Raw genomic sequence first — 26143 nt, 5'->3', positions numbered from 1 at the left:
TCAAAGCCCTCGCCCTGCCGGGCGGGGGCTTTTGTCGTCCGGGGTGCCCGCGGCGGCGTACGGCACCGTGGAGCCGCCGGAAGGCCCACGGGGCGGCACGCCCGAAGGCGCCCGCCCCGCGGACCCGGATTCCGCGGAAGTCCCCTACTTCTTCGGCTCCAGCTTCGTCGCCACCAGAACCGTGCCGGCGGACCCGCCCGGTGAGGCCGGGGCGTACGGGTTCTCCTTCGACGGCCACCCCACCACGTCCCTCGTGCTGTACTGCGCCCACGAGACGTTGTTGAACAGCGGGATCGCCGGCACCTGTTCGGCCACGATCTCCTGCAGCCCGTCAGCCGCCTGCTGCTGCACGGCCTTGTCGTCGGAGGTCATGTACTGCTGGAGGAACTGGTCGGTCTTCGCGTCCTTCCAGCGGATCACGTTGGCCACCGCCGGCTTGCCGACGGGCTGGTACATATAACCGGCCATCAGGTTCTGGTAGATGTCGAACGGCGTATAAGTGTTCGCCTGCGAACCGCACAGCGTCGCGTCGAACTGGCCGGTCATCTGCGCGCCGATCCACTGCGGCAGGGTGCCGCCCTCAACCTTCACCGAGATCCCGAGCGGCTTCAGCTGCTCGGTCATCAGCTGATACATCGTCATGATGTCGGTGAACGACGTGGGCGCGCTCAGCGTCATCTCGAACTTCCTGCCGTCCGGACCGACCAGGACGCCGTCCGGTCCGGGCTTGTAACCGGCCTGCGCCATCAGCTCCTTGGCCTTGGCCAGGTCCTGGGTGAGCTCGACGCCCTTGTACTTGGCCGAGACGTACTTGTCGTGCTGCGGCAGCACCAGCCCGCCGGGGTTCAGGTTGGGCGGCTGCTGCCCCTGCTCGGCCACCGTCGTCAGCGTTTTGCGGTCCAGGGCCAGGCTGATGGCCTTGCGGACTCCGGGCTTCTGGTACTGCGGCTTCGTCAGGTTCATGCACAGGAACGCCGGGCGTACCGCCGGGTTCCAGTACTTGTTGTTCGCCTTGTCCGCGGCCACGTACTCCTGCTCGATGTTGTTGACGAAGTTGCCCGTCCACTGCACCTGACCCTGCTTGAGCGCCAGGTTGACGTTGGTGTTGGAGTTGTACGTCTGGTAGCGCACCCCGCCGATCTTCGGCAGGCCCGGCTGCCAGTACTTCGGGTTCTTCTTCAGCAGGTAACCCTGCGCGCTGAACGACGCCGGGTCGAGCATGAACGGCCCGGTGCCCACCGGGTTTTCGAACGCGAAGGTCGCCGGGTCCTTGTCTTCCCAGAGGTGCTTGGGCACGATCAGCGTGTTGCCGATGTGCGGCTGCATCCAGAAGCCGGGCACCGGGAAGTCGACCCTGACCTTGTCAGGCGCGACGACCGAGGCGCCCTTCAGCGCCAGGCCGTTGGTGTTGATCGTCGGGTGGTCCTTGACCATATTGAACGTGAACGCAACGTCCTCGGCCGTGAACGGCTGACCGTCGGTCCAGGTGACCCCCGTCCGCAGGGTCATCGTCATGGACAGGCCGTCCGGCGCGAACTCCCAGGACTTCGCCAGCCACGGAGTGATCTGGTCGTCCTTGAGCGGGTTCGTGATGAACAACGGCTCGTTCATCAGCGAGGCGCCGCCGACCAGTTGCGCGGGCCCCTGGGTGTTGTACGGGTTGAAGTTCTTCGTCGTGATCGGGCCGTACGGTGTCGTGGACGACGTGATGATCACCCCGTCGGCGTTCTTCGGCGGAGCCGCCTTGGTGTTGCCGCCGTCACTGCACGCTGTCGCGGTCAGGGCCAGGGCCGTCAGGCCGATGGCGGCCTTCGCCAGTCTGTTCCGTGGGATCGTGCGCACGGGTGTCACCGCCGTCCGGGGTCGGAGTCGTCTGAGTCTGCTGAAGTCGGGGCCGTGCTGTGGCGCTCCGGAGCCGGAACGGGCTCCGGAGCACCGGGGGTCGCGGGTCGTACGTCGTCGCTGTGCAGCCAGCAGGCCGCCCAGTGCCCGTCCCCGGCCGGGAACGGCGGGGGGACCTTCTCGGCGCACACCGCCATGGCGTGCGGGCAGCGCGGGTGGAAGCGGCAGCCGGACGGCGGGTCGGCGAGGTCCGGCATCTCACCCAGACGTCCGGCCCGCGGGTCGATTCCGTCGCGCCGGTCAGGGTCGGGCGCGGAGTCGATGAGGAGTTGTGTGTACGGGTGCGCTGGATTCTGCGTGACCTCTTCCGCCGGTCCGCCCTCGACCAGCCGGCCCGCGTACATCACCTGGACGCTGTCGGCGAAGTAACGCGCTGACGCGATGTCATGGGTGATGTAGAGCAGGGCGATCCGCTCGTCGTGACCCAGCTTCCTGAGCAGGTTCAGGACGCCGAGCCGGATCGAGACGTCCAGCATCGAAACCGGTTCGTCGGCCAGCAGGACGTCCGGCCGCACCGCGAGCGCGCGGGCGATCGAGACGCGCTGCCGCTGCCCGCCGGACAGTTCGTGCGGCTTCTTGGCGGCGAACTGTTCGGCGGGCGTGAGGCTGACCCGCTCGAGCAGCCTGATGACCTCGGCGCGCAGTTCCGCCTTGGACATCTTCGGCCGGTGCAGCACCAGCGGCCGGGCCAGGTGGTGTTCGACGCTGTGGATCGGGTTCAGCGAGGCGAACGGGTCCTGGAAGATCATCTGAACCCGGGTCAGGTAGTCCCGCAACCTCAGCTTCGTCGCGTCCGCACCGTCGAGCAGGATCCGCCCGCCGCTCGGCTCGTCGATCCGGGCCAGGACCTTGGCGATCGTCGACTTGCCGGATCCTGACTCGCCGACCACCGCGACGATCTTCCCGCGCTCCAGGTCCAGGGACACGTCGCAGGCCGCGTGAACTACCCGACGTCCGGTCATGAACCCTGAGCGCCCACGCCGGCGCACCGGGAAGTGCTTGGTCAGACCGCTTACGGAAAGGATCGGGACACCGGCCCCGTCCGGCAGCTGCGCCGCCGGAGCGCCGGCGATGGTCTCGCTGGTCATCGAACCCCCTTCGGGGAGGTGTACTCGGGGTCGTGCAGGTGGCAGGCGGAAGTACGCACGTGCGCGCTGTCCCCGGGCGGTCGCAGCAGCTTCGGTGCGACCTTCGCGCAGGGCTCGAAGGCGTACGGGCAGCGCGGCGCGAACGAACAGCCCGACGGCAGGTCCCGCAGGTCCGGCGGATTGCCGGGGATCCCGGTCAGCTCCCGGCGCGGCCCGCGCAGCGGCGGGAACGAACCGACCAGACCCTGCGTGTACGGGTGCGTCGGATCGTGGTAGATCTGCGCCGCCGGGGCCTCCTCCACCACCCGCCCCGCGTACATGATCGCGATCCGGTCGGCGATCTCCAGGAGCAGCGACAGGTCGTGCGTGATGAAGATGACCGCGAAGCCGAACTCCTCACGGAGTCTGATCAGTTCGGCCAGCACCTCACGCTGCACCACCACATCGAGCGCGGTGGTCGGCTCGTCCATGATGAGGATCTCGGGGTCGAGCGCGAGCGCCATCGCGATCATCACGCGCTGCCGCATGCCGCCGGACAGTTCGTGCGGGAACGCGGTCATCCGGCCCGCCGGGACACCGACGGTCTCCAGCAGCCTGGCCGTACGCGACCGGCACTCCTCCCGGGTGATCCCGGGCCGGTGCGCCCGCAGCGTGTCGGCGATCTGCGCGTAGACGTCCCGTACCGGATTGAGCGCGTTCATCGCGCTCTGGAACACGATCGCGATCTCCTCCCAGCGGAAGGCGCGCAACTGCCGGTCGTCCATGCCCAGGACGTCGATGGAGCCGCGGACGGCGTCCTGCGAAGTCCCGTCAGGAGTACGGCCGGACCACTTCCGCCGGAGGCTGCCCGCCGCCGGCTTCTGACGGGAGTTCAGGCGCGAACCGGGCCGCGGGTGGTAGACCACCTCGCCCGCGACGATCTCACCCGGCGGCTTCAGCAGCCGGGTGACCGCGTGCGCCAGCGTCGACTTGCCCGAACCCGACTCACCGGCCAGCCCCAGGGTCTCCGAGCGGTGCAGCGTCAGATCGATCCGGTCGACCGCGTGCACCGCCCTGGGGCCTTCTCCGTAGTCCACCGTGAGACCGCGTATTTCCAGGAGCTTCTCCCGTACGGCGTCGGTCTTCGGGGTTGCTTCTTCCGCGATGGCCGTCATGACGTCTCCTGCAGGGGGTGCTCGCGGCGGCTGAGGACCGGCTTCTTCTTTTTCTTCCGCCCGCCGGCCAGGCGGGGGTTGAGGATCTCGTCCGCGCCGAAGTTGATCAGGGACAGGCTCGCGCCGACCAGGGCGATGCACGCGCCAGGCGGCACGTACCACCACCACGCGTTGGAACTGAAGGCCTGGTTGGTCTGCGCCCAGAACAGCGTGGTGCCCCACGTCCACGTGTTGACGTCGCCCAGACCCAGGTAGGACAGGCTCGCCTCGGCGAGGATCGCGAACACGAACGTCAGCAGGAATCCGGAGATGATGATCGGGCCGAGGTTCGGCACGATCTCCACCAGCACCACCCGCCACGGGCGTTCGCCCACAGCCTTGGCAGCCTTGATGTAGTCGCGGCTGCGCAGCGACATGGTCTGCGCGCGCAGGATCCGGGCGCCGAACGCCCAGCCGGTGACGCTCAGCACCAGCGCGATGGCCACCCAGCCGTTCTCCTTGAACATCTGAGTGTTCTTCAGATAGCCGGTGAGCACGATCGTCAGCGGCAGTGCGGGGATGACGAGGAAGATGTTGGTCGTCATCGACAGGACTTCGTCGACGAACCCGCCGATGTAGCCGGCCGTGACACCGACGAGCACGGCCAGCACCGTGGCCGCGACCGCCGACACCAGGCCGACCAGCATCGACGCGCGGGCCCCGACGAGAACCTGGGAGAAGACGTCCTGGCCGGTGCTGGTAGTGCCCAACCAGTGTTCGGAGGACGGGTGTTGCAGTAGTTGCCCGGGGAGCGTGTTGTTGTGGCCCGGGTCCTGCGGCGCGATCCACGGGCCGATGAACGCCAGGAGCACGAACGTCCCGAAGATGACGATGCCCAGCAGGGCCTTGCCTGACTTGAGGACCGGCACGCCCTTGCGGCGGCCGGCGGCGACGGGCGCCGCCCCGGCCGCGGTGCTGCTCGCGTTGGTGGTTGCTGACATCAGGTCAGCCCTCCTGCCTGATGCGGGGGTCCAGGAGCACGTAGCACAGGTCCACGATGAAGTTGGCGATCAGGACCATCATCGTGATGACCAGGAAGATGCCCTGCATCAGCGGATAGTCGTTGCTCAGTACGGAGCTGAACAGCAGCATGCCGATGCCGGGGTAGGAGAAGACCTGTTCGGTGACCACCGCGCCGGAGACGATGAAGCCGAGCGACATCGCGAACCCGGCCACGTTCGGCAGGATCGCGTTGCGGGCCGCGTAGGCCAGCATCACCCGGCGCTGCCGCAGCCCCTTGGCTTCGGCGACCAGGACGTAGTCCTCCGAGATGGTGGTCATCATCATGTTGCGCATCCCGAGCACCCAGCCGGCGATCGAGCTGACGATGATCGTCAGTGCGGGGAGTACCGAGTGGCTGACGGCGCTTGAGATGAAGTCGGCGCTCCAGGTGGGCACCAGCCCCTGCCGGTAGCCGCCGGACAGCGGGAACCAGCCCAGTTCAGCGCCGAACACGGTGAGGGAGACCAGGGCGATCCAGAAGTACGGCACGGCGGACAGGAACGTGGTCACCGGCAGCAGGGCGTCGAGCCGGGTGCCGTGCTTCCAGGCCGCCAGGACGCCGATCAGCGTGCCGACGAAGAAACTGATCACGGTGGCGACACCGATCAGCGTGACGGTCCACCACAGGCCCTGGCCGAGGACCTCCCCGACCTTCCCGGGGAAGTACGAGACGGAGATGCCCAGGTCGCCGTTCAGCAGGTCCTTCCAGTACGTGCCGTACTGGGAGATCAGACTCGCGTCCGAAACGCCGAACTGCTTGCGGATGGACGCGATCTGCTCCGGCGTCACTTGGCCGCTCAGTCGCCTGAGCACGGTGCTCTCGGGGCTGCCGGGCATCATCCGGGGGATGAGGAAGTTGAGGGTGATCGCAGCCCATGCGGTCACCAGATAGAAGAAGACGCGCCTGATCAGGAAGCGCACTTATCGTCACCTGACCTTTGCAGGTACGGGGCCCAACCGGGCGTGGGGTCCGCGCGAGGGCATACGCCGTCGTGGGGTCGGCAACGCGGGGAAGGGGGGAACGGGAGCGGTGCGGGAGCGTGACGCTGGCAAGGCCGGCAGGTGCGGGATCGCCGCAGGGGCCGGGCTGTTGCGGGTGCGTTCCGAGCTGTTCGGGTGCTGCGTGGTGCAGGAACCGTGCTCTGTGGAGCCGTGTGTGGGGCAGTGCTGACAAAGCCGTGCGGACCGCGTTCGTACGGGATGTGCTGGCCGAGCTGTCTGCTTACACGTGCTGGTGCGGGAGACTGTACGAGCCCGACCGGGAGATCGGTAGTTTTGTAACCTGAACGTGATCTACCGCATAGCGGGCGTCCCGGAGTAAAGACTTGAACAGGTGACCCCGGGTGACGACATGCGTGACCGCCCTGTGGCGCAAGGGGTGTGACGGTGCGTCACGCGGTCCGGGGCGAGCTGTCAGCGAGCCCGTGGCGACCGGTCGGGAAGAAGGCGCCGTCCGGTTTTCGGTGTCCGTCGCTCCGCGAAGCCGTGCCCTGCCGTGTTCGTTCGTCCCGCACGGACACGTCCGGTCATCGCCGCCGCCGCGCGTCCGGACTCGGTCCGGGTCAGCTGCGCGGTCCCGTGCCCGTCGCCGCGTCGAGGACGTAGAGGTGCCGGTCCGCGCAACCGGTGTACAGCAGACCGTCGGCTACGACCGGTGACGTCACCCGGCCGCCCGCGGTGAACCTCCAGCGCTCCTGGCCCGACGCGGCCGCGACGGCCATCACCAGACCCGCGCTGTTGCCCGCGTACACCGTCGCCTGCGGCCCCGTCCCGGACAGCACCGGGGAAGTGACCCAGCCCTCACTGGCGAACCGCCAGCGCAGCTGCTGCGAGCCCACGTCGACCGCGTACAGGCAGCCGTCGCCGCTGCCGAAGTACGACACCGCGCCGTCGGTCACCGGCTGGGCCACCGGGCCGCCCGCCTGGAACCAGCCGCGCAGCGTGCCCGCCGCGGCGTCGAGCAGGTAGAGGTAGTGGTCGGTGCCGCCGACGTGCACGACACCGTCGCGCACGGTCGGCGCGGACACCCAGCCCCCGGTGCTGAACCGCCAGCGGCACCAGCCGTTGACGGCCTCGACCGCGTACACGCAGCGGTCGCTGGAGCCGAAGTAGACCGTGCCGCCCTCGACCGCGGCCACCGTCGGCCAGCCGCCGGTCGCGAACCGCCACCGCAGCCGCCCGGTCGCCGCGTCCACCGCGTACAGCGCCTGGTCGCTGGAGCCGAAGTACACCGTGCCCCCGTGGGCCACCGGCGCGGCCACCACGTCGCCGTTCGCCGGGAAGCTCCACTTCCACTGCCGGGTGGCCAGGTCCAGCGCGTAGACGTTCTGGTCCTGGCTGCTCAGGAACATCAGCTCGCCGTCCACAGCCGGCGCCGTGGACCAGCCGTTGGAGTCGAACCGCCAGTCGCGGGTGCCCAGGTGCAGGGTGTGCAGCGCGTTGTCGCCGCTGTGCACGTGCACGCGCGCGGAAGCGCCGTGCCCGGCGAGCACGGGCGGCTGGAGGATCTCCGCCGTCGCGGGGAACCGCCACACCGGAGCCTGGAGGCCGCCCGTGGGGGTGCGCGGCGGCGTCGGGTGCTGGCGCGGGAAGTCCACCGCCTGGACCGCCGGTTCGCCGTACCCCTGCCGGGCGGCGCCCGGTGTCGCCCGCGGTGCCGGGGCACCCTGCTGCGCGACGCGCTGGGCGACCGCCGGGTTCGCGCCCTGCGGCGGACCGTCCGGCCGGGCCGGCGACGGGTCGTGCGGGCGCGGGGCCGGGACCTGGTCGTGGCGGTGGTTGGTCGGCGGCACGACCGGCGCGGGCGGGGCCGAGCCGTGCGGGCGCCGGTTGCGCACCTCGCCCGGCAGTTTGCCCATCCCGTCGTCGATGCCCTGGCCCGCGTCGGGGTCGGGCCTGGACGCGCTGGGGTCGGGTTCGGGCACGGGGGGGGTCGGTGGCCCGGGAGCCGGGCGGTACTCCTGTTCGAAGCGCTCCACCATGGCCCTGGCCCGCAGCGTCAGTCTGCTCATGCCGTCGCTGAAGCCCTCGGCGTCCAGGACGGGCCCGAGCCGGTTCAGCAGTTCGGTGGGCGTGGGCCGGTGCTCGCCCGCGCGCTGCATGCATGAGTCGATCAGCGCCCGCAGTTCCTGTGGCAGCCCGGTCAGCTCCGGGGAGCCGGTCACCAGGCGAAGGAGTGCTTCGGCGGGCTTGCGGTCGGGGTACGGCGAATGCCCGGTCGCCGCGTAGACCAGCGTCGAGCCGAGGGAGAACATGTCGGACGCCGGAGTGATCTCCCGGACGCCCTGCGCCTGCTCGGGCGACATGTACGCGGGCGTGCCCACCGCGACACCGGTCATGGTGAGCGAGCCGAAGTCGGCGGCCCGGGAGATGCCGAAGTCGATGACCTTGGGACCGTCGGTGGCGACCAATACGTTGGACGGCTTGAGGTCGCGGTGCACCAGCCCGGCGGCGTGCACGGACTCCAGCGCCTCGGCGATACCGGCGGCCAGCCAGCGCACGGCGGCCGGGGGCAGCGGGCCGCACTCGCGGACCACCATCTCCAGCGAGGGCGCGGGGACGTACGCGGTCGCCAGCCACGGCACCGCGCCGTCCGGGTCGGCGTTGACGACGGCGGCGGTGAACACACCGCTGACCCGGCGGGCCGCGGCGACCTCCTGCGCGAAGCGCGCGCGGAAACCCGGGTCACCGCCCAGTTCGCTGCGGATGGTCTTGATCGCGTACAACCGGCCGGACGGGGAACGGCCGAGGAAGATACGGCCCATGCCGCCGGCGCCGAGCCGCGTCAGGACCGTGTACGGCCCGATGCGGTTCGGATCGTTCCGCCCCAGCGGATCGCCCGGCCAACCGTGTTCGGTCACGTTCCCCCCGAAGTAACCCCGCCCGTGCCCTGTGCTCCCGCCGGGCCTTCTCCACAGGGCGGAGAAGAACCCTGAAGATGCTCTCCGGCCGCAGAGGGTTTTCCTCCCGCCGGCGGGCTCTGAAGCCCGTGGTCGCAGCGTATCGGCAGGTCGATACGGCCGCTCATGCCGTATCCCGCCCGGCTGTACGGGATCGGCACCGTCCGCAGTGGAGCGGGGACGGCCCAGGCAGGTGACACAACGCCATAAACAGTACAAGAAGTGCCTGTGGCGCGGCAGTCACCGTCCGGAGTCCACTGACGCTTCCCCTGCTCCCGGACGGTGCCACCTCTAGGAGGGTAGTGCGTGGGGTGTCGACCCGTCTGAGGGAAACCCCGACGATCGTGTACGGAGTCCGGCCGCGTGGCTTCGCGGAGCGACAGGGCGGTCTTCGCGGAGCGAATCAGACAGGGCGCAGTGCAGGCGGAGCCCGGAGGCGTTCGTGCGGAACGGCCGAAGGGCACAGGGCAGTCTCCGCGGAGCGAAATCAGACAGGGCGGACGGAGTCGATGCGCCGCGACGCGCACCGGCTCCGCCCATGGACCCGGGTGGTGTGCAGGCGTGAGCCGTCCGGCGCACACCGGGGCGATATGCGCGGGATGTAATGATGTGTCGGCTATATACGCAACAGTGCGAGCCGGACGGGATCAGGCGGGCGCGGCGGCGGGAGCCAGCCGGTGAGCACGCGCCACGAGCGGCCGGTGGATGATGAGCGGCCCCGGCGGCGGTGCCGCAACAGGACCAGGACCAGGCCGAGCAGGAGGCCGCCGAGGAGGCCGGCCAGGGCGGAGGGGGCGGGCGCGGGGACGCAGCAGCGGTCCTGCCCGCCGGGGGAACTGTGGCCGTCGTCCAGCACGGCGGCGACGAGGGACAGCACCGGGACGGCCGCACGCCCGGCGGCGGCTGACGCCACGGAACCTGCGGCCCGCACGCCGGCGGCGGAGGCCGGCCGTACGGAATCACCGTCCGGGACCCGGGCGTGGCCCACGGTGTACATGCCGAACGTGCCGAGCAGCAGGGCGATGAGCAGTACGAGCCGGGCGGCACCCACCCGCCGGGGCCGCGCGGGGAGCCGGGCGGAACCGTCCATCCGCCCACCTCCGCCCGGCCGCCGTCGCTGTCGTCACTGTATGACAGGAGCAACGGCCGGGGGAGGACCGGTGGTTCCCGGAGGCGGCCGGGGTGTGGCCCGCCGGGGACCCGGAGGTCAGCCGTTCTGGTGCAGCGCGGCGTTCAGGCCGCCCCAGGAACCGGTGCGCGGCAGGACCTCGACGGTGCCGGACACCGAGTTGCGGCGGAACAACAGGTTGTCCTGCCCGGAGAATTCGACGGCCTTGACGACCTTGCCCTCGGGGGTGGTCACCCGCGTACCGGCGGTCACGTACAGGCCCGCCTCGATGACACAGTCGTCACCGAGCGCGATGCCCAGGCCGGAGTTCGCGCCGAGCAGGCAGCGCTCGCCGACCGAGATGACCTGCTTGCCGCCACCGGACAGGGTGCCCATGATCGACGCGCCGCCGCCGATGTCGGAGTGGTCGCCCACCACGACGCCCGCGCTGATCCGGCCCTCGACCATCGAGGCGCCCAGCGTGCCGGCGTTGAAGTTGACGAAGCCCTCGTGCATCACGGTGCTGCCGGCGGCCAGGTGCGCGCCCAGGCGGACCCGGGTGGTGTCGGCGATACGCACGCCCGACGGCACGACGTACTCGGTCATCCGCGGGAACTTGTCGACCCCGGCGATCTCGAACGGCAGGCCTTCGGCACGGCAACGCAGCCGGGTCGCGTCGACGGCCTCCACGGCCACCGGGCCGAAGTTGCTCCACGCGACGTTGGCCAGGAGGCCGAAGACGCCGTCCAGGTTGGTGCCGTGCGGTCGGACCAGACGATGGCTGAGCAGGTGCAGGCGCAGGTACGCGTCGTGCGCGTCGAGCGGCTTGTCGGCGAGCCGGGCGACGGTCGTGCGTACGGCCACCACCTCCACGTCGCGGCGGTCGTCCCGGCCGAGCGCGGCCGCGGCGCTCATGCCGAGCAGCGCGGCGGCCAGGGTGGCGTCGAGGAGTTCGGTCCCGGGGTCGCCCGCCTCAGCGGTCGCGGTCAGCTCGGGCCGGGGGAACCAGGTGTCGAGGACGGTGCCGTCGGCGGCGATGGTGGCCAGGCCCACAGCCGTGGCGCCGACGGTGTTCTGGTCGATGGGGGAGTCGGTGTCGATCACAGGACAACCGTAACCGCTCCCCGTGCCCGGCGGTCCGGGGTCTCGCTCAGTGGTCCTGCCCCGCTGCCCGATGCCTTGTGCCGTGGCCCCCGTGGCCCCCGTGGCCGCAGGCCGGGCTGCCCGCTCCCGGCTCACCGCCGGCTCACTCCCGCGGTTCCATCCCCAGCGCCGCCCGCAACCCCTCCCGCGCGGTCCCGAGCTTCTCCAGGACCGTCGCGAGGTACTTCTGCGCGGTGGACGGGTGCACGCCCATCCGGGCGGCGATTTCCCGGTTGTCCAGCCCCTGCGCGCTCAGCCGGGCCGTCTGCAACTCCCGCGGGGTCAGCGTGTCCACCCGGGCCCGGACCCCGGCCCGGGGCACGGCCTGCGGGCTCCCTCCGGCCGCGGTCAACTCGCGGCGGGCCCGGTCGGCGAGTCCCGCCGCATCGCACTCCCACGCCCGCTGCAGGCCGTCCGCCAGGACCTCCCGCACGTCCCTGCTCGCGCCGAAGGCACGGCGCAGTTCCGCGCCGTAGTCCACCAGGGCCAGGGCGTACTCGTACCGCGCCGGCGAATGCTCCAGCCACATCAGCGACTGTTCGAGCAGGGACAACTTGTCGGCGGACCCGGCAGAGACACTCGCCAGAACCCGCAGGGCCCGGCCCTGGGTGACCGGGGTGCCGAAGCGCGCGGCCAGGTCGAAGGCGTCCTTGCCGATCTCGGCGGCCTTCTCCGGGTCCGTCTCGGCCAGCGCCAGCGCTAGGTGCAGCCGCCACGCGCACCAGGCCGGGTTGTCGAAGCCCTGCTTCGCGAGCCGGTCGCCGACCTCGGTGAGGTTGACCTGCGCTTCACCGTGGCGCAGCCGGGCGAGCAGCAGCTCACCGAGCACGGCCTGCGGGACGGGGAACACGACGGCTTCGGAGAAGGGCTTGTGGAACTTTCCGGCCGCGGCCAGCCCCTCCGCCTCGTCGATCCGGTCGCCGGCGATGAGGATCTGGATGAGCGCGCCCAGGGAGTACCAGCGGGCCGGTGCCCCCGGACCCAGCCGTTCGGCCAGCGCGAGCCCCTTGCGGACGTAGTCCTCCGCCTGGTGCAGCCGGCCGCACCGGAAGTAGAGCGTGCCGAGGAAGGTGTAGCAGTACGTCAGATGGGTGCCCCGCCAGCCCTGCGCCTCCAGCTCCTTGATGCCGCGCAGGAGGTGCTCCTCGGCTTTCCCCATGTGGTCGCAGTAGAGGTAGGTCAGGGCCAGGAGCATGGGGATCTCGTAGCCCCAGTCCTCGTCGACCCAGCTCATCCCCTTCCCGAACGCCTTGTCGGCGTAGTGCAGGACCTGCACGTCCGGGTCGCCGCACACCACGCCGTACCACGCGCGCAAGGCCTGCAGCCGCCGCTCGTTCCGCCCGGTGTGCTGGACCCGCGAAGCGAGTTTGCGCAGCAGCCGGGCGCGTGCGACGGAGTCGTCGTCGTCGACCCAGAACACGGCCCACATGAAGTGCTCCGCCTGGAAACGCGACCGCATGGCCGCCGAGTTGGCGGCCGCCGCCTCGCGCTCAAGCAGGTGGACGGCTTCCTTGACCCGGCCGCTGAAACCCAGGGACCGGGCCAGCTGCAGCACGATCGGCTGCCGCATCACCCGGTTCGCCTCGTCCTGCACCAGCGCCTTCTCCAAGTGTTCGATGGAATCCGGCGGGGAGTGCACGAACACGGCCGAGCCGAGCTCGAAGCGCAGCGGGGCCCGATCCGCGGCCGACGGCGGTTCGTCCAGCGCCCGCACCAGGTAGCGGGCCGCGGCGGCGGGCGCGCCCGCCCGCAGCTCCTCCCCGGCTGCCTGCCGCAACTGCTCGACCACCCACAGGTCGCCGCACGCCTGGGTGGCGAGCAGGTGCACCGCCGCCGCCCGCGCGTCACGGCCGTCGTCCACCAGCAACCGGGCGGCCCGCGCATGGGTGCTGCTGCGCGCCGACCGGGGGATCCCGTCGTAGACGGCGGTGGCGATCAGCGGGTGGAAGAAGTCCAGGGCGTCCTGGTCGGCCAGGATGCCGCCGCTGCGCAGCCGGTCCACCGTGCGCACCGCGTCCTCGTGGGGCAGGTCGGCCAGTGCGGCGACCCGGCCCAGCTGGGCGTCCGTGCCGAGTACGGCGACCGCGCGGGCCACCGCCACCGCGGCACCGCCGAGCTTGTCCACCCGGGCGAGGATGCCCTCCCCGTTGGCGAACGCGGCGATCCCCCGCACCAGCGCGGCGTTCGCGCCCACCGGCTCCAGACCGCGGGCCCGGACCTCCCGGACCGTCTGCTGCACATAGTGCGGATTGCCGCCGCAGGCACCGTGGAAGCTCTCGCGGAACTCGGTGTCGGCGCCGTCGGGGAACCAGGTGCCCACCAGGCGGACAGTGGCCTCCGGGGTCAGCGGGAGCACCTCGGACCGCTGCGCCCGCGGCACCGTGGCCAGTTCGGCGAGCAGCCCGCGGACCGGTGTCGGCTCCTGCGGACGGCGGCCGACCACCATCAGCACGGGGTACTGGTCGATCCGCCGGGCGAAGGACTCGAGCCAGGTCATGGAGTCGCGGTCCGCCCAGTGCGCGTCGTCGACGATCATGACGATCGGCCCGCGCTCGGTGGTCAGCGAGTCCATCAGCCAGTCGAGCCCGTCGCGTACCCCCAGGGGCTCGGGTTTGATGCCGTCCGCCTGCGGGCGCAGGCCGACGGCCGGGGCGACCACGTCGTGCCATTCACCGAGGAGGCCGTGCTGCTCGGCGACGGTGCAGCCGGCCAGGACGGGGCGGAACAGCTTGCGTACGACGTCCCAGGGCCGCTCCTGCTGGCGGGCGGCCCCCGTCGCCACCAGGACGGTGCAGCAGTGCTCGGTGGCGATCCGGCGGACCGCCTTGAGGACGCTGGTCTTGCCCAGCCCCGGCTTGCCTTCGACCATCAGCAGATCGCCGGACACGGACACGGGCTCGTCGACGTCGAGGTCGCGCGGTCCCTGGAGCCGGTCCACCAGTGCGCGCACGCGCGTGAGCAGTGCGTCCCGCTCCAGGAGCGGGCCCTGCCCGTCCGCGGCACCGGCCACCGGGGGATGCCCGTCGGTCCCGGACGCGTCGACCCCGCCGACCCCGGCGAAGGCGTCGAACGCGTGCTGCTCGACCACGTGCCGGGGCGCCGCGGGCTGCCCGGGGGTGTCCACGCCGGACGCCGCGTCCCCGGCCGGCTGCGTCTGATCGGTCGTCACCGCGTCGGTCACTTCTGTCCCGCTTCCCGTCCCGTCGCCGTCCGGCCGTGCCCCGGACTGTGCCCCGTCCCCGTCGTCGGAGGCATGCGTGGACGCGTCCGCGTCCACGGGGAAGGACCCGTGCGACTGACCCGCCGTGCGTCGCCACACGGTGCCGCGTCCGTCCGCGGTGGCCCCGGTCCGGGGTTGCCGCAGGTCCCGCAGCCTGTCCGTTCCCTCCATGACCGCACCTTCCCCACCCCGGTGCGCACCGCGGCGTGACGATTTCCTGCGTCAACCATCCTGGACCACAACGAGTGGCGCTTGTCCTGTCCTTGGACCAGAAGTCCTCCAGGAGTCCCCTGCAGATACGAGCTCACCGGGGTGGTCCAAGATCCGGACGGTTGTCAGGGCAACGTACCCGTCGGCGGGCCGACGCGCGGTGGAATCCGCAGGATTCCCGGGCAGCGCAGGGTTTCAGCGCGTCCCACCACCCGGAGGTGGGTTTCGCGGGGAGGGCTGGCAGGCGGCAGCGGTTTCAGGGCTTCGTCACGGCCGGGACCAGCGGCGTCGACCACGCTCGGAACGCTGTTCCGGGACGGAGGTCCACAGCAGTCCGAGCATGGCCGACGCGGGAGTACCGGTCCTGCGGAGTCAGGCCTCCGCGTCCTCCTTGCGGCCGGGCGAACCCTCCTGCTTCTCCTGCTGCGACGCAGCCTTCGCCCACGCGCGCGGGAACGCCTCGGAGAACTCGGTGTTGCGGGGGATCCGCATCCCCAGCGACCGCGCCGACGTCAGCCACTCCTCCGACGCCTCGGCGATCTGCAGCAGCAAAGCCTCGAACTCCGTGCGCTGCCGCTCCAGGATGTGATGGGCGGCCAGCCAGCGCAGGACATCCCGGCCGGAAACGGCCAGCCGCTGCCGGGGCGACGCCGCGTGCACGGCGTCCCCAGCACCGGTCATCAGCAGTACCTCGTCCACGACATCCCACGCCGACGTCGCGCCGAACGCCCGCTTGACGTCGTCCGCGTCCAGGATCCGGAACGCGTCCTCAAGGAGCTGCATGCTGTCCACCCGGACGACGTCCAGCGTCCCGTGCGCGCTGCGCCGCAGCCCGTTGCGCAGGTCCAGTCCGGCCCGCCGCAGGTGCGCCACCGACCCGAACTGCGGATCGGCCGCCCGCAGGTTCACCGCCGTCGCCAGCCGCTTGTCCCGCCAGAACTGCGCGGTCAGGAAGCAGAACCGGGCGAGGTCCGCGGTGAAGTGACTGTTCACCGGGCCGCGCGCGGGACCGCGGCCGTACCCCAGGACCCGGCGGTACGCCGCCATGCGGTCCTCGTGGGTCGCCCGGAGCAGCCGTTTGCGGTCGAACTGGTAGAGCCCGAGCGCCCCCGGGCCGTCCGTCAGTTTCAGCGTCCCGTCCCGGAACATCTTCTGCAGCACGTTGACGACCCGGAACACCCCGATGCGTTCGTGCTGGTAGAGGTAGTACAGGTCCGCCGCGGCCAGGATCCGGTCGGCGGCGACCTCCTCGTCGTACGGCCGGACGTCCGGCGGCACCCTGGTCGACCCGAGGTCTCTGGCGGCGCCGCCGCCGAGCCCGGCCAGCTGGGCCAGCCCGCCGTCGGCCGGACCCCCGTCGGCCCGGTCCTGCTGCCCGACCGCCGTGAGCATCTCCTCGATCCGCCCCACCAGGCGCGCGGCCAGTTCCGGGTTCTGCGTCATCTCACCCGAAAGGCGCTTGGCCACCTGCTCCTGCAGGGCGGCGACCCGTTCGGCGAGATCGCGGTGCTCTCGTTCCGTAGCCATACGTCACTTCCCCTGCTCGGAGGATTCTTCGGTGGCGGCACCCGGGGGCCGGGGGGCCTTGGTGGCCTTCACCGTGCCGGGTGAGGCACCGGCCGGCACCGCCGCCCGCCGCCTGGCCGCGGCCGACCGGGTTCCGGTCGGCACACCGCTGCCGCGGGCCGTCGTCTGCGCCGTCGACTGGGGGACCCGCTGCCGCGGCGCCCGCTCAGAACGCCCGGCCGGCGTCGTGTGGTCCGTCACGACCAGCACCGCGTCCCGGTCCAGGTAGCGCGCGTTGTCGGCGCGCGGGCAGACCCACAGTTCGGCGGGCCCCGGTGGCACACCTGTCAGGTCGAACTCGAACTCCGCCTCGTCCTTCTTGCCGGTGCCGACATGCTCACCGGCAACCCGTACACCCGCGCCGGGCATCAGCACCCACACCGTGTGCCCGGCGGGGGAGAAACCCGACGCCGAAACCGTCAGCCGCTGCCCGGCACCGGGTGCCAGGACGTCAGGATCGATGCCGGTGACCTCCACCTGCGGCGGCTCCCGCAGTGCCCGCTCCGCCCGCCACAGTGCGTGCAACCGGTGCTGGAGGTCGAGGAGTTCGGTCTGTACGGAGGTCTCGTAGAAATCCTGCGCACCACCCTGCGGGTGCGCCGGGGAGATCGAGTCGAGCAGCCGTTGCGCGTGCTCGATGACACTGCGGGCCTGACCGGCCAGCGCGGCCTGCGTGCGCGGCGTACCGGCCGCGGTCCGCTCCGGCGGAAGGCCCGGCGCGGCGGGCTCCCGGGGGATTTCCACACCCGCGCCGGCCGGGCTCCCGAAGGAGTCGGCGAGCGCGCTGGTGAACCCCGCCACGTCCCCCGGCCGCCACTGCCAGCCCAGGACCTCGCTCAACGCCCGGGTCACCGTCGCGTCCGCCGCGTCGGGACCGGGCGGCTCACCGGCAGGGGACTGCGGGGGCTTGCGGTTCCGGCTCTCAGTCATACCTGTACACCTGTCGCCGTCGTGGGCTGTGCCGGGCAAAAACGCGACGGAGGCGCGCCGGGGCCGTGCGGCCCGCAGGAGGACCCTGCGGACCGCACGGCGCTGGGAGGCTCCGCCCGGACGGTCGGACTCGGACCGTCGACCACTGCTTGTCGACCACTGCTTGTCGACCACTGCTTGTCGGTTACTGCTTGGCGTACTCGTACTCCGGCTCGTCGTACTGCTCCTGGCCGTACTGCTCCTGGCCGTACTGCTCCTGGCCGTACTGCTCCTGGCCGTACTGCTCCTGCCCGTACCGGGACTGCCCGGACTGCCCGCGGCGGCCCTGCTGCTGGATCTGCCGGTTGATCTGCTTGGCCTTGCGGTCGTTCATCCGGCAGGTGCGGATCGCGTGGCGGCGCTCCTGCGGGTCGCTGAGGATCCGCCGCACCTGACGGTCGAACTGCTCCACGGCCTGCTGCGGACTGATCCGGCGGCCCGGCCCGGCCTTGCGGTTCAGCTGCTGCACGGTGCGGACCAGCGCCACGGGGAGGACCTCGACCATGACCCGGGTCTGCGGGTTGCGCTGGAGCTTGCGCTGCATCTTGTACGCGGCCCGGACCAGCGGCGTGGTCACGGTGATGACCGGCAGCTGAACGTCCGGAACGCTGTTGATGCCGCACGCGACCATGGCGCCGATGTACGCGGCGGCCTCGGACTGGCTGTCCGCCTGCGCGGCCTTGTGGGCCAGCTGGCAGCACTGCAGGCGCAGCAGCGCCGCCTTCGCGAGCTGGCTGCCGCCGCCGTGCTGCCGACGGCCCCACTGCTGCTGCGAGCCGCCCTGGTGCTGCTCCTCGTCGCCGGACTGCGAGCCCATGTCGAACCCGTCGTCCTCGGACTCCTCGTCCAAGTCGAACGAACCGCCGCCCTGCTGCTGCCGGCCCTCGTACTCGCCGCCGGGCCCGTGGGTCTCGTCGAAGTTCTCGAGGATCTCTTCGAACTGCTCCTCGACGTCGGTGATTTCGTCGAACTGGCTGTAACGGCTCTGCCTCACGGTGTCTTCCCCTTCGGGAGGGTCTGGATCTCCAGTGCGCTTCGGGGGCGGCCGGCCAGCGGATGTGCGGTCCGCGGCGTGCTGCCTGGTGCCAGTCCACGACCCGGTGCCAGGCCACGCCAGTCACACCTTTCACGTGCCCTGAAAGGCGTACCGCGTACGTGTGTCACACACTCGGGGGACAGTGGAGTGACAGTCGGCCGGTGGTCGTGGAACCTGATGGCACGGGGGAGTTCGAGCTTCTGGGACACCGTCGGATACGCGGCTACACTTGCGAGCTGCGGCTGCGCCAAAGTGTTGTGATCGTCCGACGACGCGGGCACACGCGGCACCCGACTGTCCGGCAGGACCCCTAGGGCCGGCTGTCCTCGGAGGGCTTCAGATGGCGGATTTTCCGCTCGGTACCAGCGGCATGACCAGGAAGACCCCTGCACGCCCGACCGTCCTCCCCGGCCCCGGCCCCGGGGCCGGGAGAACCGTCTACCCGCGCGCGGCCGCGGTCCAGCTCAACGTCGAACGGATCGCCGTACACAGTGATCCGCAGGTCAGACGGCTCATCCAGGCTCTGGTGCACCGGGCCAGGCAGGTGGCCGCGGATGACGGCGGCCCGGCGGCGGGCGGCCCGTTGCTCGACTACGAGGTCCAGGGCATGCGCTGTGTGCTCGTCCCGGCGGCGGGCACGGCACCCCGCGTGGTCGACGCGCTCAGCCCCCGGGAGGTCGAGATCGCCCGGCTCGTGGCCTTCGGCCACACCAACAAGGCCATCGGCGACAAACTGGACATCAGCCTCTACACGGTGTCCACCCACCTGAGACGGATCTTCGCCAAGCTGGGTGTGTCCACCCGCGCGGCGATGGTGGCCTCCCTGACCAGCGACCATGAGCCTTTCTGACGGTTCTTCGAGCCGTCTGCGGCGGCGCGGGCTCACCCGTAGGTGTGGATCACAGCCACCCCGGCCGGCCCCGGGCATCATTGCCGGGGGCCCCGGGTAGGAGGCTGATCATGACCACCACGATGACGGCAGCACTGGCCACCGCGGTGCCGGGCTTCGGTGCCTGCGCCTGGGTGTACGTGCACGGGGGCAGAGGGGACCGGATGACCGCCGGCGCGCTGGGCTGCGTCGTGCTGTGCCTCGCCCTGGTGTTCCTGTCGATCGGGAACGGCTGGGACGCGGCATTCGATGTCGCGCTGCTCGCGGGTGTCGCGGCCCCGCTGCTGACCGTGACCACGGCCACCCGGGGCCGGGGCGCGCCGGTGCGGCGCAAGCACGCGCGCTGAAACCGCTCCGCCGGCAGGCGGGACGGCGCCGGGCTCAGCCCGGGTCCGGGCGCCGCCACACCAGCGTCACGCACAGCCACACCGCGCCGACCGTGCAGCCGATGACGGCGAGCACGAAGCCGATCATCACCAGGTAGACCGACGCGGTGGTGACCAGCGCGGTGAACACCACGATGCACAGCAGTGCGAGGGACATCGAGCCGCGCAGCCCCAGCCCGGTGTCGGGGTCAAAGGCCGTGGCCGCGGGCCCGGCGGGTGTGCCCGGGCGCAGTTCCAGGCCGTCCTCGGGGGGTTCCGGCACCGGGTCCGCCGCCGTCTCCGCAGCGGGGTCCGGGGCGGCCCCGGCCCGGCGGAACAGCTTCTTCCTGGCGGGCCGCATCGTCCGAAGCAGGCGGTCGAGGTCGCGGTCCTTGCCCAGTTCTTCTTCGATCAGTGCCAGAGCCTGCCGCTCGGCCGGTGTCAGGCGGACGTCGTCGATGGCCCGCACCCCCTTGTGCTCCGTCGCACCACGTGGCTGTCATGAGCACACTTCCCCGCCATGGTCGCCATGACACGCGCACAGGGGTTGTCAAGACAATCTGATTGTGATTCAGATGAGCCCCGGAATGCTTGATCTCGTCACATGTACTCCTTGTTAATGGGGTCCGAACGCTCCTGAAACACCGCCTGTGTGACACACGTGTCCGGTCCGCCGTCCCGCGGGCCGCACGCACGCGGGCGCCCGCCGGAAGGAAGCACGACGCCGTGGCACGACCCCGTAAACTCCTCCACGAAGCCACTTTCCACCGGGTTCGTTCGTTCCTCACGAACCCCTCTGGTCGCAGCCTTCCTGCCGCGACCGGCCTCCGGCCGGGAATCCTGACAACCGGTAGTCGTACCAACCGCGGCCTGTCGCTGGCCGCGGCCCTGGTCGCGACGACCCTCACGCTGGCCGCCTGCGGTTCCGGCGACGACGCCGACAGCGGTGACAAGGACCCCAGGAGTGGTGCGCAGGAGACCTCAGGCAGCGCCGGCGTCAAGCCCAGGGCCGGCGGTGAGATGACCGCCATAGCGGTCAGCGAGACCCGCGGCCTGGACCCGTGGACGGGCATCAGCAGCTCGTACACCGACAACTCCCGGCTGAACTCGATCTACGACTCGCTCTTCTGGAGCGACCCGAAGACCGGCAAGACCATGCCGCAGATCGGTGAGAGCCTGACGCCGTCCGTCGACAGCGCGAGCTGGACGCTGAAGCTCAAGCCCAATGTGAAGTTCTCCGACGGCACCGTGTTCGACGCCGCGGCGGTCAAGTTCACCTGGGACCGGCACAAGGACCCCGCGGCCAAGTCGAACGAGGCCGGCAGCGTCGGCGCGGTCAAGGAGACGGCGGTCGTCGACCCGCTGACCTTGAAGATCGGCCTGACGTCACCGAACGCCAACTTCGACCACGTCGTCGCGTCCAACCTGTCCTTCATCGTCTCGCCGACGGCTTTCCAGAAGGACCCGGCCGGGTTTTTGAAGGCACCCGTGGGCGCGGGTCCGTTCCTGCTGAAGGAATGGGTGCCCAACGACCACCAGACGTACGTCAAGAACACGTCGTACTGGCAGGGGCCGGAGAAGCCCTACCTCGACAAGATCACCTTCAAGGTCGTGACCGACGGCGACCAAGCCATCCAGACGGTCATCAACGGCGGCGCCGACTTCAAGATCTCCGGTGCGGCCGTCGACTCGGCCAAATCGAAGTCCAAAGGTCTCAAGGTCGACAGCGTGACACTGATCGGCGGCGAGTCGATCATGTTCAACGCCTCCCGGCCGCCGTTCGACGACATCCGCGCCCGCAGGGCCGTCGCACTGGCGCTCGACAGCAAGGACATGAACCAGGTCGCCTTCCAGGGCCTGGGCAACCCGGCGGACAGCTTCTTCCCGCCGAACGCCACAGTCGTCGAACCCGGCACCCGCACCACACCGGCGCAGAACCTGCCCGAGGCGCAGCGGCTGCTCGACGAACTGGCGAAGGAGGGGAAGCCGCTGGACTTCACCTTCTCCATCCCGCAGAACCCGCAGTCGAACAACACCGGGCAGTACGTGCAGAGCCGCCTCTCGACCCTGAAGAACATCACGGTCAAGGTCGTCGGCGAGCAGATCGCGTCCTTCCAGGGCAAGGTCATCCAGCAGAAGGACTTCACCGCGGCCCTGTTCAGCTGGTACATGGCCGACCCGGAGCCGGGCCTGTTCAAGTACCTCAACAGCACCAGCCCGTCGAACTACCTCCAGCTGAAGGATCCGGCGATGGACGAGTTGCTGCTCAAGGGCCGTACGGCGACCGACCCGGCGGTGCGCAAGGCCGCGTACACCGAACTGGCGAAGATCCTGCAGGACAAGGTCCCGCTGTGGACCTACCAGCAGTCGGTGATCACCGCCTTCCACAAGGACAACATCGCCGGCCTGACCCTCACCGGCGACGGCATGATGCTCATGGACCGCGTCGGGCTCCGCTGACGCAGTAGCTGACACGACACGACACGACACGACACGCACGGCCGCGGGGGGGGGGGGGGGCCGGGCCGCCCCCCCCCCCCCCCCCCCCGGCGGCCGCCCCCCCCCCCCCCCCCCCCCCCCCCCCCCCCCCCGCGGCCGTGCCCGTACCTCGATAGGGTGACGCGCCATGGCCAACGGAACGACTGATCAGTACGACGGGACGGCCCGAGCCCCGGCGGTCCCCGCCGAGCTCCTGGAGCTCCGCGACAGCATCGACAACATCGACGCAGCCCTGGTCCACATGCTGGCCGAACGGTTCAAGGCCACCAAGCGGGTGGGCGAGCTCAAGGCCCGCCACGAACTGCCGCCGGCCGATCCGGGCCGTGAGGCGGTGCAGATCCGGCGGCTGCGCGGCCTCGCCGAGAGCGCGAAGCTCGACCCGGACTTCGCTGAGAAGTTCCTCAACTTCCTCATCGCCGAGGTCATCCACCACCACAAGACCATCGCAGGTCGGCACTCCTGAGCCTGCCCCAGCACGTCCATCGGCACGCCGGATCCGCACACTGGGCCAAATACGCCAATCGCCGCGACTCATCATGATCCGGGGCGATTGGTGCATCTGAGTTAATTACCGATCTTCCCGTTGCCACAGGGGTGTTCGCCGCGTTTGACAGTCCGGAACCGCGAACACGGAACCGTACTTCGGATCCCCCCGGGGGATGCGAAGCGGTCTTGGCCTTCGGGCGGCGGCATCAGCCGGACCCCGGTTCCACCGTCTTTCGACCGATGGGAAGTTACTCCAGTGAACAAGTTCGCCAAGAACGCCGTGGTGACCGCGAGCCTGGTCGGCGGTGCGCTGGCCATGTCCGGTGGCCAGGCCTTCGCCTCCTCGCAGGCCGAGGGCATGGCCGAGGGAAGCCCGGGCGTCGTGTCCGGCAACCAGGCCCAGGTGCCGGTCCACGTGCCGGTCAACCTGTGCGGCAACACCGCGAACGGCCTGGGGTTCGTCAACCCGGCGTTCGGCAACAGCTGTGTCAACAGCGAGGGTGCCATGCACACGCCGCCGGCCGTGGACTGCCCGCCGGACCAGCTGCCCCCGCCGCCCGTCGTGACGCCGCCGGCCCCGCCGGTCGACGACTGCCCGCCGGCCCCGCCGGTGACGCTGCCGCCGCCGCCCGTCACGCCGCCGATGCCCACCCCGGGTGACATCTGCCCGCCGCAGCTGCGCGCGATGGACAGCACCGGCTCCCTGGACAAGCTGGACGGCCTGAACGGCCTGTCCGGTCTGCTCCCGGCCTGATCCGCCCGTAGGACACCGCCTGTCTGAACTCCCCTGAGGCCGAGTCCCCTCCCCTCCCCGCAAGCCGGAGGGGACGGCCCCGGCGGACGGGCAGGCGCAGCACCACCCCGGCCCCGGGGCGCCCGCCAGGCGCTCCGGGGCCGGTCCCGTTCCCGTGGCGGGCGCGGGCGGGCGCCGCCCGACATCCGGGGGCGAATCTGGGTACTGTGCGCTACAGAGCGCGACAGGGCACAGGGGAAAGAGGGAGAAGCAATGGGCACCGAAACCGGCGCGGTGATGGTGGAACTGGTCGACGAGGACGGCCGGACGATCGGCCTGGCCGAGAAGCTGGCGGCCCATCAGGCCCCCGGGCACCTGCACCGGGCCTTTTCCGTCTTCCTCCTCGGCAGTGCGGCCGGACCGAATGAACGTTCGGTACTGATGCAGCGCCGTGCCGCGGGCAAGTACCACTCGCCGCTGCGCTGGTCGAACACGGTGTGCAGTCACCCGTTCCCCGGTGAGGACCCGCAGGAGGCCGCGGCCCGCCGGCTGCGCGAGGAGCTGGGCGTCAAGCCCTCCTCGTTCACCTCCGCCGGACTGGTCACGTACGACGTCACCGACGAGGTCTCCGGGCTGGTCGAGAAGGAGTTCAACCACCTGTTCGTGGGCCGGGTGGGCAGCGACCCGGAGCTCGACCCCGCCGAGGTCGCCGAGGTCGAGTACGTCTCCCTGGAGCAACTGGACGACTGGCTGGCGGAACACCCGCACACCGCGTGGCTCTCCGTCGTCCTGGACGCAGCGCGCCCCGCCATGTTCCGGCTGGCGGACAAGGCCGCCGACTAGCCCGCGGACCAGCGCGCCGGTCAGGCCGCCGGCCGGGCCGTCAGTCCGGCCACCGGTCCCGCCGCCGATTAGGTCACATCTGCTGTTGCGGGGTCGTTGCCGGGGCGCGGTCTGTGGAATCGTGGCCGTCAACGGCCGACGGGACGGCCTTCACGGAGCAAGAGGCTCAGCGGCGAAGGGGGCGGTGCGGCATGGTCTACGGACTCGTGCTCAGTGTGTTCGGTATCGCGATCCTGCTCACCGCACCCCTGGTGCTCGACCGGGCCGAAGCCGCCGGTTTCAGCCCCGGCTTGGTCCAGCGCGCCTGGCGGGCCGCGGCGGCCGGCGCGCTGGCCTCCTTCGCCCTGGCCCTCCCGGTGTTCACCACCGGCCTGTGGACCGCGCCGGCCCGCGCGATGGGTCTGCCCCGGCTTCACCTGGGCGTGGACCCCCTGCCGGTGTCCGCGCAGCTCGCAGTGGCGGCCGCCGCGGTCGGCGCGCTGGCGGCGGGGTGGCGGCGCGGTGGAGCGGCCCTGGCCGACTACCGCCGGGCGCTGCGCGTCCAGCTGGAGCGCCTGGAGTCCAGCGCCCCCCTGCTCGACGAGGAGGAGCCGGGCCGCCCGCGCCTGGTCATCGTCGAGGACACCGCCGCCCGGCTCAACCTGCTGCCGTCCAGGCCGCCGCGGGTGGAGGTCACCACCGAAGCGCTGGACCGGCTGCTCCCCGAGGAACTGAACGCCGTCCTCACCCATATGTCGGGGCACCTGCGCGGCCACGACACCCGGTGGATGGTCGCCGCGGAGGTACTCGCCGAGGGATATCCGTACATCGGCTTCTTCGGCCGCTGGGCCGACCGCAGCGCGGCGCTGTCCGAACAGGCGGCGGACGCGGGGGTGCGCGGCGGCCTCGGCCGGGCCAACCTCCGCGCGGCGATCGTGAAGCTGTCCGGGCCCGGACAGCCCAACGGTCCGTTCTGTCCGTGCTTCGCGTGGCCGCAGCAGCGCCAGGAGGAACTGACCGTGCCCGGCACTGTCCGCCGCCGCCCGTCGGCGGCGGTGGACGCGGGGCTGCGCACGCTGACCGCGGTGGCCGTGCTCGTACCCGCCGCTGTGGCGCTGTCACCGCACGTGATGGTGCTCTGAAGCCCCCGGGCGTGTCGTGTCGACCACGCCCGGCACGCGGTTACCGCTGATCGTTCCACCGCGTTGCGGGCATGACCGACGCGGACGGTCAACGAGGGGCCGGCGGCGGAGTCAGACGTCCCGGCCCTCGAACTGCCAGGCATCCGGTGCCGCAGCCCGGCGGTCCCGGGCCGCGACGAGTTCCTTCTCCGCCTCCAGACGGCCCTCCCAGTGCGAGCCCTCCACGGACTTGCCGGGCTCCAGGTCCTTGTAGACCTCGAAGAAGTGCGCGATCTCGTTCAGCAGGTGGTCCGGCAGGTCGCCGATGCCGGAGTACCGCGCCTGGCGGACGTCGTGCGCGGGGACGCACAGCACCTTCTCGTCGGGGCCCTTCTCGTCGGACATCACGAACATGCCCAGTGCCCGGCACAGGATCCGGCAGCCGGGGAACGTCGGTTCGTCCAGCAGGACGAGCACGTCCAGCGGCCCGCCGTCGCGGCCCAGGGTGCCTTCGGCGAACCCGTAGTCGGCCGGGTAGGCGGTCGAGGTGAACAGCATGCGGTCGAGCCTGATCCGGCCGGAGTGCCGGTCCATCTCGTACTTGTTCCTGCTGCCCGCCGGAATCTCCACAACGACCTCGAACTCCATGCCGTGTCCTCCTCGGTTCGCGTACGCGACCACTCGGACCGGCTCGTCCGCGCCACACCGGCGACAGCCCGGGGTGGTACGTCGAAGGGCCAGGAGTGCGCGGCGGTCTCCCCTGCCGCGTACCCCGGCCCCGCGGTGGCTGAAACGGAGTCTGGAGCGGCTACCCGACGGTAGCGGCCCAGCGGGTCCGGCCGTCGGGTCCGGGCGTCGGGTCCGGGCGTCGGGTCCGGCCGAAATATAGGAG

General features: G+C 71.1%; 21 protein-coding genes. 7 read left to right on the top strand and 14 right to left on the bottom strand.

Annotated features, from left to right (window positions below; genetic code table 11):
- Nucleotides 1-144: 144 nt before the first annotated feature.
- The 12 genes from AC0Z36_RS02340 to AC0Z36_RS02285 form a co-directional block, all read right to left on the bottom strand.
- A complete protein-coding gene (locus AC0Z36_RS02340; protein ID WP_485460928.1) occupies nt 145-1842 on the bottom strand; it encodes an ABC transporter substrate-binding protein in 1698 nt (565 codons plus the stop codon).
- 5 nt (nt 1843-1847) lie between these two features.
- Entirely contained in the window at nt 1848-2990 is a 1143-nt protein-coding gene (locus AC0Z36_RS02335) for an ABC transporter ATP-binding protein (RefSeq protein ID WP_485460927.1), read from the bottom strand.
- Nucleotides 2987-4144, bottom strand: a complete 1158-nt coding sequence (locus AC0Z36_RS02330) for an ABC transporter ATP-binding protein (RefSeq protein WP_485460926.1) — start codon at nt 4142-4144, stop codon at nt 2987-2989. The genes AC0Z36_RS02335 and AC0Z36_RS02330 overlap by 4 nt, the downstream gene beginning before the upstream one ends.
- A complete protein-coding gene (locus tag AC0Z36_RS02325; RefSeq protein ID WP_485460925.1) occupies nt 4141-5124 on the bottom strand; it encodes an ABC transporter permease in 984 nt (327 codons plus the stop codon). Before AC0Z36_RS02325 ends, AC0Z36_RS02330 begins: the two co-directional genes overlap by 4 nt.
- A 4-nt stretch (nt 5125-5128) precedes the next feature.
- Nucleotides 5129-6106 (bottom strand): ABC transporter permease, encoded by a 978-nt coding sequence (locus AC0Z36_RS02320; protein ID WP_485460924.1) that lies wholly within the window; start codon nt 6104-6106, stop codon nt 5129-5131.
- Nucleotides 6107-6747: 641 nt separating this feature from the next.
- Nucleotides 6748-9045: a protein kinase domain-containing protein gene (locus AC0Z36_RS02315; protein WP_485460923.1), complete on the bottom strand. Its 2298-nt coding sequence runs from the start codon at nt 9043-9045 to the stop codon at nt 6748-6750.
- 655 nt (nt 9046-9700) lie between these two features.
- Nucleotides 9701-10174, bottom strand: coding sequence for a hypothetical protein (locus AC0Z36_RS02310; RefSeq protein ID WP_485460922.1), 474 nt, complete (start codon nt 10172-10174; stop codon nt 9701-9703).
- Nucleotides 10175-10291: 117 nt separating this feature from the next.
- On the bottom strand, nt 10292-11296 hold the full coding sequence (gene dapD / locus AC0Z36_RS02305) for a 2,3,4,5-tetrahydropyridine-2,6-dicarboxylate N-succinyltransferase (RefSeq protein ID WP_485460921.1): 1005 nt from the start codon (nt 11294-11296) through the stop codon (nt 10292-10294).
- 142 nt (nt 11297-11438) lie between these two features.
- Nucleotides 11439-14726: an ATP-binding protein gene (locus AC0Z36_RS02300; protein ID WP_485460920.1), complete on the bottom strand. Its 3288-nt coding sequence runs from the start codon at nt 14724-14726 to the stop codon at nt 11439-11441.
- 411 nt (nt 14727-15137) lie between these two features.
- Nucleotides 15138-16292, bottom strand: a complete 1155-nt coding sequence (locus tag AC0Z36_RS02295; protein ID WP_485460919.1) for a hypothetical protein — start codon at nt 16290-16292, stop codon at nt 15138-15140.
- Nucleotides 16293-16295: 3 nt separating this feature from the next.
- Nucleotides 16296-17261: a serine/threonine-protein kinase gene (locus tag AC0Z36_RS02290; RefSeq protein ID WP_485460918.1), complete on the bottom strand. Its 966-nt coding sequence runs from the start codon at nt 17259-17261 to the stop codon at nt 16296-16298.
- 184 nt (nt 17262-17445) lie between these two features.
- Nucleotides 17446-18294, bottom strand: a complete 849-nt coding sequence (locus AC0Z36_RS02285; RefSeq protein WP_485460917.1) for a hypothetical protein — start codon at nt 18292-18294, stop codon at nt 17446-17448.
- Between the two features lie 382 nt (nt 18295-18676).
- Between AC0Z36_RS02285 and AC0Z36_RS02280 the strand changes: the two genes are divergently transcribed.
- Together AC0Z36_RS02280 and AC0Z36_RS02275 are read left to right on the top strand one after the other, a co-directional pair.
- Nucleotides 18677-19186 carry a helix-turn-helix transcriptional regulator gene (locus AC0Z36_RS02280; RefSeq protein WP_485460916.1) on the top strand — a complete coding sequence of 170 codons (510 nt, stop codon included), beginning with the start codon at nt 18677-18679 and terminating at the stop codon, nt 19184-19186.
- A gap of 110 nt (nt 19187-19296) precedes the next feature.
- Nucleotides 19297-19572 (top strand): hypothetical protein, encoded by a 276-nt coding sequence (locus AC0Z36_RS02275; protein WP_485460915.1) that lies wholly within the window; start codon nt 19297-19299, stop codon nt 19570-19572.
- A 34-nt stretch (nt 19573-19606) separates the two neighbouring features.
- Here AC0Z36_RS02275 and AC0Z36_RS02270 read toward each other — a convergent pair whose 3' ends face one another.
- Nucleotides 19607-20059: a hypothetical protein gene (locus AC0Z36_RS02270; RefSeq protein WP_485460914.1), complete on the bottom strand. Its 453-nt coding sequence runs from the start codon at nt 20057-20059 to the stop codon at nt 19607-19609.
- Nucleotides 20060-20316: 257 nt separating this feature from the next.
- On the opposite strand from AC0Z36_RS02270, the gene AC0Z36_RS02265 reads away from it, so the two are divergent.
- The 5 genes from AC0Z36_RS02265 (at nt 20317) to AC0Z36_RS02245 (ending at nt 25272) form a co-directional block, all read left to right on the top strand.
- Nucleotides 20317-22050, top strand: a complete 1734-nt coding sequence (locus AC0Z36_RS02265) for an ABC transporter substrate-binding protein (protein ID WP_485460913.1) — start codon at nt 20317-20319, stop codon at nt 22048-22050.
- Nucleotides 22051-22216: 166 nt separating this feature from the next.
- The gene (locus tag AC0Z36_RS02260; RefSeq protein ID WP_485460912.1) at nt 22217-22552 is read left to right on the top strand and encodes a chorismate mutase; all 336 of its coding nucleotides are present in this window, start codon (nt 22217-22219) and stop codon (nt 22550-22552) included.
- Between the two features lie 279 nt (nt 22553-22831).
- Complete coding sequence (locus AC0Z36_RS02255; RefSeq protein WP_485460911.1) at nt 22832-23329, top strand: chaplin; 498 nt, start codon at nt 22832-22834, stop codon at nt 23327-23329.
- 252 nt (nt 23330-23581) lie between these two features.
- Nucleotides 23582-24151 carry an isopentenyl-diphosphate Delta-isomerase gene (gene idi, locus AC0Z36_RS02250; protein ID WP_485460910.1) on the top strand — a complete coding sequence of 190 codons (570 nt, stop codon included), beginning with the start codon at nt 23582-23584 and terminating at the stop codon, nt 24149-24151.
- 191 nt (nt 24152-24342) lie between these two features.
- The gene (locus tag AC0Z36_RS02245; RefSeq protein WP_485460909.1) at nt 24343-25272 is read left to right on the top strand and encodes a M48 family metalloprotease; all 930 of its coding nucleotides are present in this window, start codon (nt 24343-24345) and stop codon (nt 25270-25272) included.
- Between the two features lie 111 nt (nt 25273-25383).
- Here AC0Z36_RS02245 and AC0Z36_RS02240 read toward each other — a convergent pair whose 3' ends face one another.
- Entirely contained in the window at nt 25384-25899 is a 516-nt protein-coding gene (locus AC0Z36_RS02240) for an inorganic diphosphatase (RefSeq protein WP_485460908.1), read from the bottom strand.
- Nucleotides 25900-26143 lie beyond the last annotated feature (244 nt).

The sequence above is a fragment of the Kitasatospora sp. UYEF31 genome, assembly GCF_057291755.1.
The sequence above is the reverse complement of the archived record's forward strand: the minus strand, read 5'-3'. Positions and strand labels throughout refer to the sequence as shown.